General features: G+C 18.0%; 18 protein-coding genes and 2 tRNA genes. 10 read left to right on the top strand and 10 right to left on the bottom strand.

Annotation, left to right across the window (positions count from 1 at the left end):
- The first annotated feature begins 116 nt into the window (after positions 1-116).
- Positions 117-863: an alpha/beta fold hydrolase gene (locus LDP12_RS00530; protein WP_265226435.1), complete on the top strand. Its 747-nt coding sequence runs from the start codon at positions 117-119 to the stop codon at positions 861-863.
- Positions 864-967: 104 nt separating this feature from the next.
- Here LDP12_RS00530 and ssb read toward each other — a convergent pair whose 3' ends face one another.
- A complete protein-coding gene (gene ssb / locus LDP12_RS00525; protein WP_265226434.1) occupies positions 968-1,474 on the bottom strand; it encodes a single-stranded DNA-binding protein in 507 nt (168 codons plus the stop codon).
- A gap of 103 nt (positions 1,475-1,577) precedes the next feature.
- Between ssb and dusA the strand changes: the two genes are divergently transcribed.
- The 4 genes from dusA to hemW all read left to right on the top strand — a co-directional run bounded on the left by dusA (position 1,578) and on the right by hemW (position 6,122).
- Positions 1,578-2,543, top strand: a complete 966-nt coding sequence (gene dusA, locus LDP12_RS00520) for a tRNA dihydrouridine(20/20a) synthase DusA (RefSeq protein WP_265226433.1) — start codon at positions 1,578-1,580, stop codon at positions 2,541-2,543.
- A 36-nt stretch (positions 2,544-2,579) separates the two neighbouring features.
- A complete protein-coding gene (gene dnaB / locus LDP12_RS00515; protein ID WP_265226432.1) occupies positions 2,580-3,989 on the top strand; it encodes a replicative DNA helicase in 1,410 nt (469 codons plus the stop codon).
- A 304-nt stretch (positions 3,990-4,293) separates the two neighbouring features.
- Positions 4,294-4,728 carry a Holliday junction resolvase RuvX gene (gene ruvX / locus LDP12_RS00510; RefSeq protein ID WP_265226431.1) on the top strand — a complete coding sequence of 145 codons (435 nt, stop codon included), beginning with the start codon at positions 4,294-4,296 and terminating at the stop codon, positions 4,726-4,728.
- A 257-nt stretch (positions 4,729-4,985) separates the two neighbouring features.
- Positions 4,986-6,122 (top strand): radical SAM family heme chaperone HemW, encoded by a 1,137-nt coding sequence (gene hemW, locus LDP12_RS00505; protein WP_321160218.1) that lies wholly within the window; start codon positions 4,986-4,988, stop codon positions 6,120-6,122.
- A 23-nt stretch (positions 6,123-6,145) separates the two neighbouring features.
- On the opposite strand, the gene trmB is transcribed toward hemW, so the two are convergent.
- The gene (trmB, locus tag LDP12_RS00500) at positions 6,146-6,832 is read right to left on the bottom strand and encodes a tRNA (guanosine(46)-N7)-methyltransferase TrmB (RefSeq protein ID WP_265226429.1); all 687 of its coding nucleotides are present in this window, start codon (positions 6,830-6,832) and stop codon (positions 6,146-6,148) included.
- A 139-nt stretch (positions 6,833-6,971) separates the two neighbouring features.
- Here trmB and mutY point away from each other — a divergent pair, with 139 nt between their 5' ends.
- Together mutY and LDP12_RS00490 are read left to right on the top strand one after the other, a co-directional pair.
- Positions 6,972-8,021, top strand: a complete 1,050-nt coding sequence (mutY, locus tag LDP12_RS00495; RefSeq protein ID WP_265226428.1) for an A/G-specific adenine glycosylase — start codon at positions 6,972-6,974, stop codon at positions 8,019-8,021.
- 4 nt (positions 8,022-8,025) lie between these two features.
- Positions 8,026-8,283, top strand: a complete 258-nt coding sequence (locus tag LDP12_RS00490) for an oxidative damage protection protein (protein ID WP_265226427.1) — start codon at positions 8,026-8,028, stop codon at positions 8,281-8,283.
- Between the two features lie 18 nt (positions 8,284-8,301).
- Here the strand turns inward: LDP12_RS00490 and sbcB are convergent, their stop codons facing one another.
- On the bottom strand, positions 8,302-9,741 hold the full coding sequence (gene sbcB / locus LDP12_RS00485) for an exodeoxyribonuclease I (protein ID WP_265226426.1): 1,440 nt from the start codon (positions 9,739-9,741) through the stop codon (positions 8,302-8,304).
- A gap of 72 nt (positions 9,742-9,813) precedes the next feature.
- Here sbcB and LDP12_RS00480 point away from each other — a divergent pair, with 72 nt between their 5' ends.
- Entirely contained in the window at positions 9,814-10,164 is a 351-nt protein-coding gene (locus LDP12_RS00480) for a DUF496 family protein (protein WP_265226425.1), read from the top strand.
- 15 nt (positions 10,165-10,179) lie between these two features.
- On the opposite strand, the gene LDP12_RS00475 is transcribed toward LDP12_RS00480, so the two are convergent.
- Positions 10,180-10,252: transfer RNA gene (locus tag LDP12_RS00475), tRNA-Asn, on the bottom strand.
- Between the two features lie 134 nt (positions 10,253-10,386).
- On the opposite strand from LDP12_RS00475, the gene LDP12_RS00470 reads away from it, so the two are divergent.
- Both LDP12_RS00470 and pyrE read left to right on the top strand, forming a co-directional pair.
- Positions 10,387-10,460 (top strand) — tRNA-Ile (locus LDP12_RS00470).
- 75 nt (positions 10,461-10,535) lie between these two features.
- Entirely contained in the window at positions 10,536-11,180 is a 645-nt protein-coding gene (pyrE, locus tag LDP12_RS00465; protein ID WP_265226424.1) for an orotate phosphoribosyltransferase, read from the top strand.
- Here pyrE and dut read toward each other — a convergent pair.
- The 6 genes from dut to LDP12_RS00435 all read right to left on the bottom strand — a co-directional run bounded on the left by dut (position 11,175) and on the right by LDP12_RS00435 (position 16,107).
- A complete protein-coding gene (gene dut, locus LDP12_RS00460; protein WP_265226423.1) occupies positions 11,175-11,630 on the bottom strand; it encodes a dUTP diphosphatase in 456 nt (151 codons plus the stop codon). The two genes, pyrE and dut, sit on opposite strands and share 6 nt — an antisense overlap.
- 97 nt (positions 11,631-11,727) lie before the next feature.
- Positions 11,728-12,177 (bottom strand): 50S ribosomal protein L9, encoded by a 450-nt coding sequence (gene rplI / locus LDP12_RS00455; protein ID WP_265226422.1) that lies wholly within the window; start codon positions 12,175-12,177, stop codon positions 11,728-11,730.
- Positions 12,178-12,242: 65 nt separating this feature from the next.
- The gene (rpsR, locus tag LDP12_RS00450; protein ID WP_265226421.1) at positions 12,243-12,470 is read right to left on the bottom strand and encodes a 30S ribosomal protein S18; all 228 of its coding nucleotides are present in this window, start codon (positions 12,468-12,470) and stop codon (positions 12,243-12,245) included.
- 59 nt (positions 12,471-12,529) lie between these two features.
- Positions 12,530-12,898: a 30S ribosomal protein S6 gene (gene rpsF, locus LDP12_RS00445; RefSeq protein WP_265226420.1), complete on the bottom strand. Its 369-nt coding sequence runs from the start codon at positions 12,896-12,898 to the stop codon at positions 12,530-12,532.
- 198 nt (positions 12,899-13,096) lie between these two features.
- The gene (locus LDP12_RS00440; RefSeq protein ID WP_265226419.1) at positions 13,097-14,602 is read right to left on the bottom strand and encodes a ribonuclease R family protein; all 1,506 of its coding nucleotides are present in this window, start codon (positions 14,600-14,602) and stop codon (positions 13,097-13,099) included.
- A 191-nt stretch (positions 14,603-14,793) separates the two neighbouring features.
- A complete protein-coding gene (locus LDP12_RS00435; protein WP_265226418.1) occupies positions 14,794-16,107 on the bottom strand; it encodes an adenylosuccinate synthase in 1,314 nt (437 codons plus the stop codon).
- Positions 16,108-16,167: the final 60 nt, after the last annotated feature.

The following is a 16,167-nucleotide window of genomic DNA, read 5'->3' as shown; positions in this document are numbered from 1 at the left end:
ATCTTATATTAAAAATTAAATTAAATATATATTTAATTAAAATATATAATAAAATATATAAATTTTATATTTAAAAAAAAAATATTATAAATTAAAAAATAATAAAATCATATATTATGAATAAAAAAAAAATCAATTTAGTACTTATATATGGACTTGGATTTAATAAAAAAATATGGTTTTTTTTAAAAAAAAAATTAAAAAAATATTTTAATATACATACAATTAATCTTCCTAATCCAAATATAAAAAATAATTTTTATATAGAATTAAATAACTATATTCACAAAAAAATATCTCAAATTCCATATAATTCTATATTAATAGGATGGTCGTTAGGTGGTATATTATCAACTTTATTAACTATAAAAATTCCAGAAAAAATTATTTTATTAGTTACTATTTCATCTTCTCCATGTTTTCTAAAAAAAAAATTTTGGCCAGGAATGAAATTTACTCAAATTAAAAAATTAAAAACAGAACTAATTTATAATTATAAAAAATCTATAAAAAACTTTATAAATCTACAAAAAAATAAAGCAAATAAAAAAAATATTCAACAATTAAAAAAAAAAGTGCTTTCTATAACCAAACCTAATATTTCTTCTATTAAATTCAATATAAAAATATTAAAAAAAATTGATTTAAGAAATGTTATTCAAAAAATTAAAATTCCAACTTTAAGAATATATGGAGAATTAGATTCTATAGTTCCAATAAAAATTTCATATTTATTAAATAATTTATTACATGATAATAACTCTTATATTATAAAAAAATCTAATCATGCTCCTTTTATTTCTCATTTAAATGATTTTTGTAATATATTTTTAAAATTTATTCAAGAAAAAATATATATTTGAAAAAAATATCTTATAAAAAACTTTCGTAATCTTAGATTAAAATATTAAATAATCTAATTATACGAAAGTAAAAATTCTAATTAAACTTAATATCAAAAAAATTTTTAAAAAGGAATGTCATCTTCAAAATCTATATTTGATTCATCGTCTAACAATAAATTTTTATTAGAATTTTGTTTAATATTTGTTTTAGTTTTTGATAACGAATTTTTCTTAGAAAATTTTTTTTTATCATCAGATTGATCTATATTAAATTTATTTTGTCTACTACCAAGCATTTGCATAGATCCATTAATATTTACAATAATTTCTGTTGTATACCGTTCTAAATTGTTTTGATCTTTCCATTTTCTAGTCTGTAAAGATCCTTCAATATATACTTGAGATCCTTTTTTTAAATATTCTCCTGTAATTTCAGCTAATTTTCCAAATAAAACTACTTTATGCCATTCAGTTTTTTCTCTAATTTCTCCTGTATTTTTATCTTTCCAACTCTCTGAAGTAGCTATATTAATATTTGCTACTGCTGATCCATTTGTCATGTATCGAATATCTGGATCCTGTCCAAGATATCCTATTAAAATAACTTTATTAACTCCACGACTTGCCATATTAATATATCTCCAATATAAAAAATATTTTAATAAAACTATCTTTAATAAATAAATACTTTATAATTAATTTAATTATATTAAAAGATTATTTTTTAAATAAATGAAAAATAAACGTTTTTGTGTAGCTCCAATGTTTAATTATACAGACAGACACTGTAGATACTTTCATAGATTATTAATAAAAAATGCATTTCTATATACAGAAATGATAACCACTCAAAATATTTTAAATAAAAAATTTAAACTAAGAAAAAATAAAGATCCAGAAAAAAAAATTTCATTACAAATAATAGGAAATCAACCTAAAGATATAGCTAAATGTGCAAAAATAGCATATAAAAAAAAATATAATGAAATTAACTTAAATATTGGATGTCCTTCTTTATCAATGATAAAAAATAATTTAGGAGTAGTTTTAATGAAACATACTCAAATTATATTAGAATCTTTAGATTTAATAAAAAAATCTGTTCCAATTCCTGTAAGTATTAAAACAAGAATAGGTTTTAATAATAATAATACATACAATTTTTTAAGTAATTTTATTTATGAAATATCTCAAAATAAATTATGCAAAATTTTCATTATTCACGCTAGAAACGCTATTCTTAATAAATTTAATCCCAAAGAAAACCGCAATATTCCTCCATTAAAATATAATTATATCTATAAATTAAAAAAAGATTTTCCTGATTTAAAATTTATTATTAATGGTGGAATTAAATCTATTAAAGAAATAAAAAATCATCTTAAAAAAGTTGATGGAGTTATGATTGGAAGAGAAGTATATAAAAATCCTTTAATTTTAAAAGAAATAGATCAAAAAATATTTTCTGAAAAAAATAAAAAATTAACAATTAAAAAAATTTTATTTCATATGTTTAAATATATCAATAAAGAAATAAAAAAAAATACACCTATAAAATCTATTACACGTCATATAAATGGAATTTTTTACGGAAAAAAAGGATCAAAAAAATGGAAATATTTTTTAAATAACTTAAATGTTCAAACAATAAAAAAATCGAATTTTAAAAAAAAATTAAAAAAATATATTCATTATTAAATCACAATAAATAAAATAAATTATGGATAATTATTTATGTTTAAAAAAAAAATAGAAGATATAAACTTAAAAAATAATGTAAAAAAAAACAAAAAATTACCTCATTCAATAGAAGCTGAAAAATCTGTTTTAGGTGGATTAATGTTAAATAACAAAAAATGGAATAAAATTGAAAAAATTGTAACCGAAAAAGATTTTTTTAATCCATTACATAAAATAATTTTTAAAGAAATGAAAAAATTAATTCATTTAAATAAACCTATAGATTTAATTACACTATCAGAATCTTTTAAAAATAAAAAAAATTTTAAAAATATTATAAATTTTACTTATTTAGCTGAACTCACTAAAAATACTTTTAGTATTTCAAATATTGCCTTCTATGCAAACATTATTAAAGAACATGCAATAATGAGAAAATTAATTAGTATATCTAAAAAAATTTCTTATTTAGGACACTTCCCTAATGGAAAAAATAGCAAAGAAATTTTAAATTATATAGAATCTTATTTCGTAAAACTTTCAAAAAATAAAATCGAAAATAATAGACCTAAAAATATTAAAGAAATTTTAAATATTACTATTTCAAATCTTGAAAAACTTATAAAAAATCCACATAAAAAGATTACAGGAATTGACACTGGATATCAAGATCTCAATCAAAAAACATTTGGATTACAAGCATCAGATTTAATTATTATTGCTTCTCGACCTTCTATGGGAAAAACTACATTTGCTATGAATTTATGTGAAAATGCTTCTATGTTATATAAAAAACCAATTCTAATATTTAGTTTAGAGATGCCTAGTGAACAAATCATGATAAAAATATTATCTTCTTTATCTAGAGTAGATCAAACAAAAATACGTACAGGAAATATAAATGATGATGAATGGTCTAGAATTTCTAGTACAATAAATATTTTATTAAAAAAAAAAAATATATATATTGATGATTCTTCTTCTCTTACACCAAATGAAATTCGTTCACGTGCTTATCAAATCTATAAAGAAAATAATGGACTTAGTTTAATTATGATTGATTATCTACAATTAATGAATGTACCTTCTTTTTCTGAAAACAGAACCTTAGAAATCGCAGAAATTTCAAAAAAATTAAAAATATTAGCTAAAGAATTAAAAATACCTATAATTGCTCTTTCTCAACTAAATCGATCTCTAGAACAAAGATCTGATAAAAGACCGATTAATTCTGATTTAAGAGAATCTGGATCTATTGAACAAGATGCAGATTTGATAATGTTTATTTATCGAGATGAAATATACCATCAAAATACAAATTTAAAAGGAATTGCAGAAATAATTATTAGTAAACAAAGAAACGGCCCTATAGGTAATATACGATTGACATTTAACGGACATTTTTCTAGATTTGATAACTATGCAGAAAATTTATATAATGATAAAAATGAAATAAATTATTAAATTAAAAAAAACATAATCACTTAAAAATATATTGAAAACTTTTTTAGATTATTTTTTTTAAAATTTTTAAACATACTTCATATATTTTTTTATATATTTATAAATATTTTTAAAAATTTTACAAATTTTTTAATTTAAATAAAGTATTTTAAAAGAAAATTTATTTAAAAAAAAATAAATTAAAAAAATAATTTTAATTTTTAATAAAAAATTATTTAATATAAAATCTAAAAAATTAATCATAAAATTTTATTAAATAATTAAAAAACTTTAATAAATATTACTATTAAATAAAAAAAATAAAATGATTATTATAGCTTTTGATTTTGGAACAAGGAATATAGGTGTAGCAATAGGTGAATGTTGTACTTATACTACCAGACCATTAAATTTTATTTCTTATATAAAAGAAGAAACATATTGGAAAAAAATTAATATTTTATTATCTATATGGAATCCAAAAAAAATTATTGTAGGATTACCGTTAAATACCAAAGGAAAAAAACAAAAAACAACTCTTAAAACAGAAATTTTTGCATTAAAATTATTTAAAAAATTTAATATAAAAGTAAAATTACATGACGAAAGATATACCACAATTGAAGCAAAATCTATTTTGTTTAATACAGGAGGAAAAAAATTCCTCACTCAATCTAAAATTAATTCTATGGCAGCATTAATAATTTTAAATAGTTGGTTTAATCAAAAAAAATATAATTTAAAAAAAAACATCAAATAATCAAATATATTTTTCAAAATTAAAAATTAATATTATATAAAATTAATTTTATAAATTTATGAAAAAATTATTTTATACAAATCAAACAATTATATAAAAATAATACTTATTTTTTTTTAAAATTCTATAAATATAAACTATCAACCTAAAAAAAATTATAAAATTTACTTTTAAAATAAAAAATATTTAAAAATAAATCAATAAAAATAAAAAAATAAATTAGATAAAATTTTTTAAAAATATTAAAAAATATTATAATTATGAAACTTCCTTCAATAAGTATATATATTCATATTCCATGGTGTTTAAAAAAATGCCCTTATTGTGATTTTTATTCAAAAACAATCAATATTGAAAATATACCTTCTAAAAAATATATTAAAAATTTATTATTAGATCTTAAAAAAAACATTAATTTCATAAAATCTAGAAAAATACATTCTATTTTTATTGGAGGTGGGACACCTAATCTCATACATCCAAAATATATCAAATTCCTTATTCAAGAAATAAAAAAAATAGTATCTTTTTCTAAAAACATAGAAATTACTTTAGAAGCTAATCCAAAATCCGTACAAGAAGAAGTATTTTTTGAATATAAAGAAATTGGAGTAAATCGTTTATCTTTAGGTATTCAAAGTTTTAATGAAAAAATTTTAAAAAATATTCAAAGAAATTATACTTTTTTAGAATTAATTAAAACCATTCATATGATTAAAAAAATAAATTTTTATTCATTAAATTTTGATTTAATATTTGGACTACCACAACAAACATTAAAAGAATTTCTTTCTGATTTAACATATGCAATAAATTTTAAACCTCAACATATATCTTTATACCAATTATCTATCGAACGTAATACCTTATTTTATAAAAAAACTCCTATCTTACCTAAAGAACAAGATACATTTCAAATGTTTAACAAAAGTTCAAAAATTTTAAATAAATATAATTATCTAAAATACGAAATTTCTTCTTATTCTAAATTAAAATATCAATGTCAACATAATTTAAATTATTGGAAGTTTGGAGATTATTTAGGTATAGGTTGTGGAGCTCATAGTAAAATAACTTTAAAAACAAATAAGATTATAAGAATTATAAAAAATAAAAATATTTCTGAATATATGAATGGGCATTACATAAAAAAAAAATATTTTATTAAAAAAAAACATATACCATTAGAATTTTTTATGAATAATTTTAGATTATATAAACCATGTTTACGCAAAAATTTTATAAAATACACAGGTCTTAAAGAAAATATTATTAAAAAACCTATTGAAATAGCTATTAAAAAAAAATATTTAATTCAAAATAAAAAATATTGGATTACTACTGATATCGGTAAATTATTTTTAAATAATTTATTAGAATTATTTATTATATAATCATTATATTATTAAAATATTTTCTAAAAAACTTTTTTATATACAAGATTATATATTTTGTTTTTTTTTACTAATGCTTTCTGTTTAAAACGACTATTAAAAATTTTGTTATTTTTTAAAAAATTTTTAAAAATTTTAGATATATCTTGAAATCCATGAAATTTTTTTAAAATTTTTAAAATACTTTCATAATAAGAAAAAGAATCAGTAATAATATGTAAAATTCCATTAATTAATAAACGTTTAAAAATAATTTTAATTAATGAACGTTGAATAATTCTTCTTTTATGATGTTTTCTCTTTGGCCAAGGATCTGGAAAAAAAATATTAATTTTATAAAATTTTATATTTTTTGCATAATTTATAAAAAAAAATAAAGCATCACTATAAATAATTTTTATATTCCTTAAATTAAGTTTATAAATTTTTTCTAAACAAAACGATATTCCTGGAATATATACTTCAATCCCTATAAAATTAATATTTTTATATTTTTGACATAAATTAACTAAATATTCACCAAAACCAAAACCAATTTCTAAAATAATAGGAGTATATAAATTCAAAAAATAATTTGTTAAATTTTTTTTTTTTTCTAGATTAATTCCAATTAAAGGCCAATATATATTTATATTATTATGTTTTTTTACACTTAATTTTCTACTTCTAATTCTAAATGTCTTAATAGTTTTATTAATATTATTTAACATGATTTTATAATTACAAACAATAAATATTTTTTAAATATATTATATATTATATATCTTGAAAATATATAAATATATTTAATATATCTAAAATAAAAAATGTATTTTTAAATATATTTTAAAATTAAGGTATTAAAAAAATATGCATAAAACTTTCAATTTTTCAAATAATATTTTAAATTGGTTTCATATTTATCATAGAAAAAAATTACCTTGGACTAAAAATAAAAATATTTATAAAATATGGATTTCTGAAATTATGTTACAACAAACTCAAGTAAAAGTAGTTATTCCATATTTTAAAAAATTTATTCAAAAATTTCCTAATTTAAAAAATTTATCTAAAGCTTCTTTAAATGAAATTCTTTATATATGGAGTGGATTAGGATTTTATAAAAGAGCTAAAAATATTTATAAAACTGTTCAAATTATTAAAAATAAATATAATAATAAATTTCCAAAAGAATTTAATAATTTAATAAATCTTCCTGGAATAGGAAAATCTACTGCAGGAGCAATATTATCTTTAACACATAATTATTGTTTTCCAATATTAGATGGAAACGTAAAAAGAATTTTAAAAAGATTTTATAACTATACATTAAAAAACTATAAATTAGAAAAAAAATTGTGGAAAAAAATTAATTGTTTAATTCCAATTCATAACTGTGCAAAATTTAATCAAGCTTTAATGGATCTAGGTTCATTAATTTGTAAAATAAAAAATCCTATTTGTATAGAATGTCCACTAAAAACAAAATGTTTATTTAATAAACAAAATAATATTTTAAAAATAAATGATCTCAATCATAAAAAAATAAAGAAAATAAAAAAATGCTGGTTTATATTATTAAAGTACAAAAATTTTTTTTATTTAGAACAACAAAAACAAAAAATTTGGAAAAACTTATATTATTTCCCGTTTTTTTTTAAAAAAAAAAAAGCTTATAAATGGATTCAAAAAAATACATTAAAAATAAAAAAAATAAAAAAAAAAAAAAATTTTTTACATCATTTTAACTATTATTCTTTATTAATTCATCCTATTTTAGTATTAATTAATATAAAAAAACAAATAAAAAAAAAAAAAAATATATGGTTTAATATATCTAAACCTCCAATAATTGGTATTCCTGCTCCAGTAAAAAAAATTTTTTTAAAATTTATAAAAAAAGACACGAAAGAGGATTAAAAATATGAAAAGAGAAATATATTGTATTTTTTTTAAAAAAAAAATGAAAGGTTTAAAATATATGGTATATCCAGGAAAGTTAGGAGAAAAAATATATAAAAATATCTCACAAAAAGCTTGGAATAAATGGATAAAAAAACAAACTATATTAATTAATGAAAAAAAATTAAATATGATGAAATTAAAAGATCAAAAAATAATATATAAAAAAATGAATGATTTTCTTTTTAAAACAAATACTTTAAAATCAAAATATAAATAAATTATATAATAAAATTTTTTATTTAAACGTTATATTTTTCTTAAATGTTTGAATAGACTCATTTATATATTTTAAATAATCTAATAAACTATTTAATAATTTTATTTTATTTTTTTGATCATAATATTTTTTTTTTAAAAAATAAATATCTTTTTTATAGTTTAAAATTCTAGTCTGATTAAAAAATTTTTTTAAATATTTTAACCAAAGTATTTTTTCTTTTAAATTTAAAATATGTGGAAAATTTCTTGCTTTAAAAAAAAATATTAATTCAGAAAAACGATTATCTTTAATTTCAATTGTATTATGAAATTTATTTTGATTAATCAATGAACGTAAAATATTTATATTTTTTTGATCCAAATAACTAAAAAATTTTTCATATAACTTTAAATCTATATGTTTATATTTTGTCTTTTTAAAATATACTTTCGAAATATTTAAAATTCTATTAGTGTTCATAAATTTTTTTAAAAAAATAATATTTTTTTTTTGTTGTTCGATATTTATTTTTAATCTAATAATATCTGAATTACTTAAAAAATCTATAGGAATTAATATTGGACATTTATTTAAATAAATAAATTTCATACCTAAATTAAATAAATAATTAATATCATAATTAAAGTTTTTAAAATTATTTATATTTTTTTCAGATAAATAATTTATATTTAAATCAAATACAATTAAAATATTTTTAATTTCAGAATGTAAAGTTAAAGGAAAAACACAACCACAATTTTTATTCTTTGATCCATAATAACTAGAAATATAAATTACAGATTGATAATAATAATTACTAATTAAATTTAATATATTTTTTTTTTTTCTCATTATAAATAAAAAATTAAAAAATTTTTTATTATTTTTTTTAAATAACTTTAATAAATCAATTGTAGCATATACATCAGATAGAGCATCATGAGATTTATCATGATTAATGAAATTTTCTCGAGTTAATTTTGATAATTTAAATGAAACTAAATTATCTTTATTTTTAGGCCATTTAATACCTTTAGGTCGTAATGCATAAAAAGCACGAGCAATATTAATCACATCCCATCGAGTATTATTATTCTTCCAACTCCATGAGTATATATCAAAAAAATTTCTATAAAAAATATTTCGTGTAATTTCATCATCAAATGAAATATTATTATATCCTAGTATACAAGAATTAGGTTGATTAAAATAATAATAAATTTTTTTTGAAAAATTCGATTCATTTAATCCTAAACGTAAAGTCATATATGGAGTAATTGAAGTAATCAATACAGATTTGGGGTCAGGTAAATAATCTATAGGAGGATAACAATATAATACAATAGGTTTAGAAATGATTCTTAAATTAAAATCTGTTCTAATACATGCAAATTGAGAAGCTTTATCTAAAGCAGTGTTAATTCCAAAAGTTTCATAATCATAAAATAAAAAATTAAATTTAAATATATTATTCATAATAAAAATCTTTTTTTTTTGAAAATAATGTATGATATATAAAATAAACTCTTAACTTAAAAAGTATAAATAATGAATACACATAATAAAAAAAATCATGATAATCAAAATTCTCCAAAATCTTTTAAAAACGTTTTACATGTTGTGCATTTATTTCGAAGAAAAAATAAACTAAAAAGAGAGATGAATGATCTTGGAAAAAAAATACGTGATAATCAAAAAAGAATTTTATTGATAAAAAACTTAAATGATTATATTAAACCAGATATGAAATACCAAGATATTAAAAAAATTATTTTAAGTATGAAAAACGATTACGAAGATCGAATTGATGATTATGTTTTACAATGTGCTGATATATCTAAAGAAAAAAAAAAAATTACTCATGAATTAAAATTTATTGGAATTACAAAAAAAAAATAAAGTTTTTAAATAAAACTCCTCCGACTGGGCTCGAACCAGTGACATACGGATTAACAGTCCGCCGTTCTACCAACTGAACTACAGAGGAAAATTAAATTTTATCATATTTTTTTTTTAAAATCAATTTTAAATATATATTTAAAAATTTTTTAATTTTATTAAAAGACTACTAGATTATTATTAATATTTCTATTATAATTTATTTTATAGAAAAATTAAAAAGGCCCTTTAGCTCAGTTGGTCAGAGCAAGCGACTCATAATCGCTTGGTCGCTGGTTCAAATCCAGCAAGGGCCAAAAAAAAAAAAAAAAAAAAAAAAAAAAAAAAAAATAAAAAAATAAAAAACTCTTAAATTAAAAATAAGGTTTATAATGAAAAATTGGAAAAATAAATTTATTGAATTTATTTTAAATAAAAGAATTTTAATTTTTGGAGATTTTATATTAAAATCTAATAGAAAAAGTCCATATTTTTTTAACATGTCTTTATTTTCTACCGGAGAAGATCTAAAAAAAATAGGAAAATTCTATGCTCAAACTTTAGTAAATTTAAATATTGAATTTGATGTATTATTTGGAATTGCTTATAAAGGTATTCCTATTTTAATTTCTACAATTCTAGCATTAAAAAATGATTTTAATATCAATAAACCATATTCTTTTAATAGAAAAGAAATCAAAACATATGGTGAAAAAGGAGAAACTGTAGGACATAAAATACAAGGAAAAATAGTCCTTATAGATGATATTATTACTGCTGGAACAGCAATAAAAAATGCAATTAATATTATAAATAAAAATAAAGATTCTAAAATATCAAATATTTTAGTTGCAATTGATCGAAAAGAATCTGGAACAACTAAATTATCTGCAAAAAAAGAAATTGAAAAAAAATATTTATGTCAAATATCTTCAATAATTGACATAAACGATATTATTTTGTATTTAAAAAATAAAAATATTATGAAAAAACAATTAAAAATTCTCATTCAACATCAAGAAAAAAATTTTTTATAATCCAGTATGTCCAAAACCATTTTCTCCTCGAGCACTTGTATCGACAAAATTCTGTACAATTTTAAATTGTACTTTTTCTACTTTAATAAAAATCATCTGTGCAATTCTATCATATGGATTTATATAATAATTATTATTACTTCTATTCCATAAAGAAATCATAATTTCTCCTTGATAATCAGAATCAATTAAACCTACTGTATTTCCTAATACAATTCCATATTTATGTCCTAATCCAGAACGTGGAAGAATTATAGCTGCCAAAGATGTATCTTTGATATATATAGAAATACCAGTTGAAAATAAATAAGAATGATTAGGTTTCATATTAAATTTTTTTATTATACATGCTCTTAAATCTATTCCAGCAGATCCTAAAGTTGAGGGTTTTGGAAAAAAATTTTCATTCTTTATATTTTTATTTAAAATTTTTATATTAATATTTTTCATTCTTTTTTTTTTTTTATAATAGATTGTTATAATTAAATAAATATTATAATTTATATAAATTAAATAAAAAATTTAATTAAAAAATAATATTTATTCTTTATTTAGGTAAAATAATTAATTTAAAATTAATGTAAACATCTGTATGAGGTTGAAATAAAACAAAATATTCTCCTATAGAACGTAATTTTCCATTTTCTAATTTTAATTCTGATTTATGTACTTTAAACCCTATTTCATTTAATTTTTTAGAAATATCTCTTGTATTAATTGATCCAAATAATTTACCTTTATCTCCAGATTTAGCAAATATTTTAATAAACTTAATTTTTTTAATTTCTTTAATACGAGAATGAGCTATTTTTAATTTTTTAATTTTTTTATCTTCTAAAAATTTTTTACGACTTTCAAAATATTCTATATTTTTTTTAATAGCAGGCAATGCAATTTCTTTAGGAAATAAGAAATTTCTTGCATAACCAGATTTAACTTTTATAAGATCTCCTACTTTACCTAAATTTCTAAAAGCAGTAATTAAAATTACTTTCATAAAATTTCCTAATTAATAATAAAATATTATGACATGAAATTACAATTTTACACTAATTTTTTAAACTACTGATGACGATCCGTATATGGTATTAAAGCAAGATATCTAGCTCTTTTAATGGCTTTTGATAATTGACGTTGATATTTTGCTTTTGTACCAGTAATTCTACTAGGAATAATTTTTCCACTTTCAGTAATATAATTTTTTAAAATTGAAACATTTTTATAATCCACTTCTTTAATACCTTCTGCAGTAAATTTACAAAATTTTCTACGACGAAAATATCTAATCATATTTATAATCCTTATTACATTTCTTTGAAAAAATATTTATAAATTTTTTTTTAAAATAATTAATTTATTTTTTTTATTACCATTGATTCTTTTTTATTTAATTCCATATTATTTTCTTTTAATATTGCAGAAACTTCTAAAACAGCTTTTTTCGTAGAAATAATAATATTTCTTATAATAGAATCATCAAATTTAAATAAATTTTCTAATTTTTTGATATTTTTTTGTGAAATTTCTATATTCATTAAAATATAATGCGCTTTTTTTAATTTTTTAATTGGATATGATAAATGTCTTTTTCCCCAATCTTCTAAACGGTGTATTTTTCCTGAAAATTTTTTAATAATATTTTTATAATTGGTAATAATAATGTTTGATTTTTCACTTTTATCTGGATGAATCATAAATACAATTTCATAATGTCGCACTTAAAAAAATCTCCTTATTTAAAATAATTATTTAAAATAATATTATAAAAATAAAAATTTAAATTATTTTTTTAAAAAATTTATTTTTAATATATAACATTTTATTATAAAAATTTTCAATTAAATAATTTATAAAAGTATAATTCTATATTAACACAAGAAATCTAGACATTTAAAATAATATTTTTTTTTAAAAAACTATATTAAATGTAAATAAATTATTTTCTTTTTTTCTTTTATAGAAATAATTTGAACATATACTCTATTTCCAATAAAAAATTTTTTTTTAGAATTTTTTCCATGTAAAGTCATTGTATTTTTATTATAATAATAATAATCATCTTTTAATGTAGAAACATGCACCAATCCATTTATATATAAATTATTTATTTTAACAAAAAATCCAAATTCCGTAATATGAGAAATAATTCCATAAAATTTTTTTTTAATATTTTTCTTTGCAAATTCAAGTTGTAATATATTTGTAATAAATTTAAATGCTTTATCTGATCTTTTTTCTGTTATAGAACATTTTTTTGAAATATCTTTTAAATTCTTTAAATTATATATATACATATTTTTAATAAAAATATTTTTTTTAGAAAAATTTTTATTTTTAGTATATAAAATATTTTTAATAATTCGATGAATAATTAAATCTGAATAACGTCTGATTGGAGAAGTAAAATGAGTATAAAATTTTTCTGCTAAACCAAAATGACCAATATTTTTTTCGCTATAAAAAGCTTTTTTTGTAGATTTTAATAAACATAATTTAACTATTTCTTGAAAAGATTTATTTTTTAACTTATTTAATAATTGAAAATAATTTTTTAAAAGAGGTTTTTTCCCACCTTTTAATCTTAAATTAAATTTATTTAAAATTTTTCTAAAATCTTTAACTTTATTATATGTTGGATATGCATGATTTCTAAATAAAGATATTTTATTATTTTTATGTATCAATAAAGCAGAAGCTTTATTTGCTAATAACATACAAGATTCCACTAAATCATGTGCTAAAGTTCTTTTTTTTAAAGTAATTTTTTCTATCATATAAGAAGAATTAAAAATAAAAACAGGTTCATCATTTTTAATTGAAATAACTTTTTTGAGCATTTCATTTTTTAATAAGATATTATTTAAATCATTTAATTCTAATAAAGATTTTTTTATTTTTTTAAATTTTTTAGATAATAAATAATCTTTTTTCCATATTTTAGTAATATTTTTATACGTAATTCTAGCATGTGATTTAATTACAGCTTCATAATGTTTATATTTAATTAAATCTCCAAACTCAGATAAAGTCATTTCACAAATTACACATAAACGATCTTTATTTGGTAATAAAGATAAAAAATTTGTAGATAATTCTTCTGGTAACATAGGTATTACTTTTAAAGGTAAATATATTGAATTTCCTCGATTAAAAGCTTCACGATCTAAAATAGAATTTTTTTTTATATAAAAACTCACATCTGAAATCGCTACAAATAATTTCCATTTTAAAGTTTCTTTTATTAAATAACAGTAAATAGCGTCATCAAAATCATATGAATTTTTTTCATCAATAGTAATAAAAGGTAATTTTCTTAAATCTTTTCTAATATTAATTTCGTTAGATATATTTTGATTTTTAACAACATTGACTGCATTTTTTATATTTTTTGACCATTTCAAAGGAATATTATATTTTCTCAAAGCTCTTTCATGTATTTTAATACAATTGATTCTGTTTTTAAATATTTTAATGTTAATTATCCTATTAAATGTAAATTTTTATTTATAATAATACAAAAAATAATATCTATACTAAAAATTTTATTAAATGAAATACTGTAATAATTTATAAAATATTAAAAATGAAATTTCTTTAAATAAAATTTAAATTTTTATTTAATAAATTTTTTTAAAAATTTGCTAATTATAATTGTTTCATGCCTATTAGGACCTGTAGAAATTAAATCTATTGAAATATTTAAAAAAGATTGAATATAATTAATATAATGTTGCGCTTCTATAGGTAACTCTGCAAATGAAGTAATACCTCTTGTAGATTTATTCCATCCTTTAAAAATTTTGTATACTGGGATAATATTTTTCCAACTTTGTATAGTCATAGGATAAGAAGATATTTCTTGATTAGAATTTTTATCTAAATATTTAATACAAATCTTTATTTCTGGTAAAAAGTCTAAAACATCCATTTTAGTTAAACATAATCCAGACAAAGAATTAATAAGTATCATTTTCTTTAATAAAAATAAATCCAACCATCCTATTCTTCTTTTTCTACCTGTTGTTGTTCCAAATTCTTTTCCTTTTTTACATAAATATTTACTCATATCATCAAAAATTTCAGTTGGAAAAGGACCATTTCCTACTCTAGTACAATAAGTTTTAGATACACCAAGAATATACTTAATTTTTTTAATTCCTACACCTGTACCAGTAATTACTCCTCCAATACTACTATTAGAAGAACTAACATATGGATATGTTCCATGATCAATATCTAAAAGAGAACCTTGAGCTCCTTCAAATATAATTTTTTTATTTTTATCAATTTTATTATTTAATAAACATGAAACATCTTGAATCATATGTTTAACTTTTTTAAATGCTATCATCGTTTTATTAAAAATTTTTTTAAAATCTACAGTTTTTGTTTGATATAAATTTTTTAATGTAAAATTATAATATTTTACATTTTTTTTTAAAATTTTATAAAAATAATCTGAATAATATAAATCATTTATTCGAATTGCTCGTCTAGAAATTTTATCTTCATATGCAGGACCAATTCCTTTATGAGTAGTACCAATAACAGATTTATTTAAAAGATTACATTCACGAGCTTTATCTAACTTAATATGATACTCAAATATTAATGGAATTGAAGAAGATAATATTAAACGATTTTGTATAAATATTCCTTTTTTTTTCAAAGAAACAATTTCATTTACTAAATCTGTTAAAGAAACTACTACACCATTTCCAAGAACAGCAATCACATCTTTATGTAAAACACATGAAGGTATTAAATGCAAAACAGTTTTTTTTTTATTAACTAATAAAGTATGACCAGCATTATTTCCTCCTTGATATCTAACTACATAATTAGAATTTTCAGATAATAAATCAACAATTTTACCTTTCCCTTCATCACCCCATTGTATTCCTAAAATTACTATACTATTAATCAAAATTTATTTACTCCAAAATTTATATTTACAATATAAAACATATATTTATAATATAATATT

The sequence above is a fragment of the Buchnera aphidicola (Chaitophorus viminalis) genome (genome assembly GCF_026122795.1).
Classification (GTDB): domain Bacteria; phylum Pseudomonadota; class Gammaproteobacteria; order Enterobacterales; family Enterobacteriaceae; genus Buchnera_J; species Buchnera_J aphidicola_BK.
Note: the sequence above shows the minus strand (reverse complement) of the source record. Positions and strands in the feature narration are given on the sequence as shown.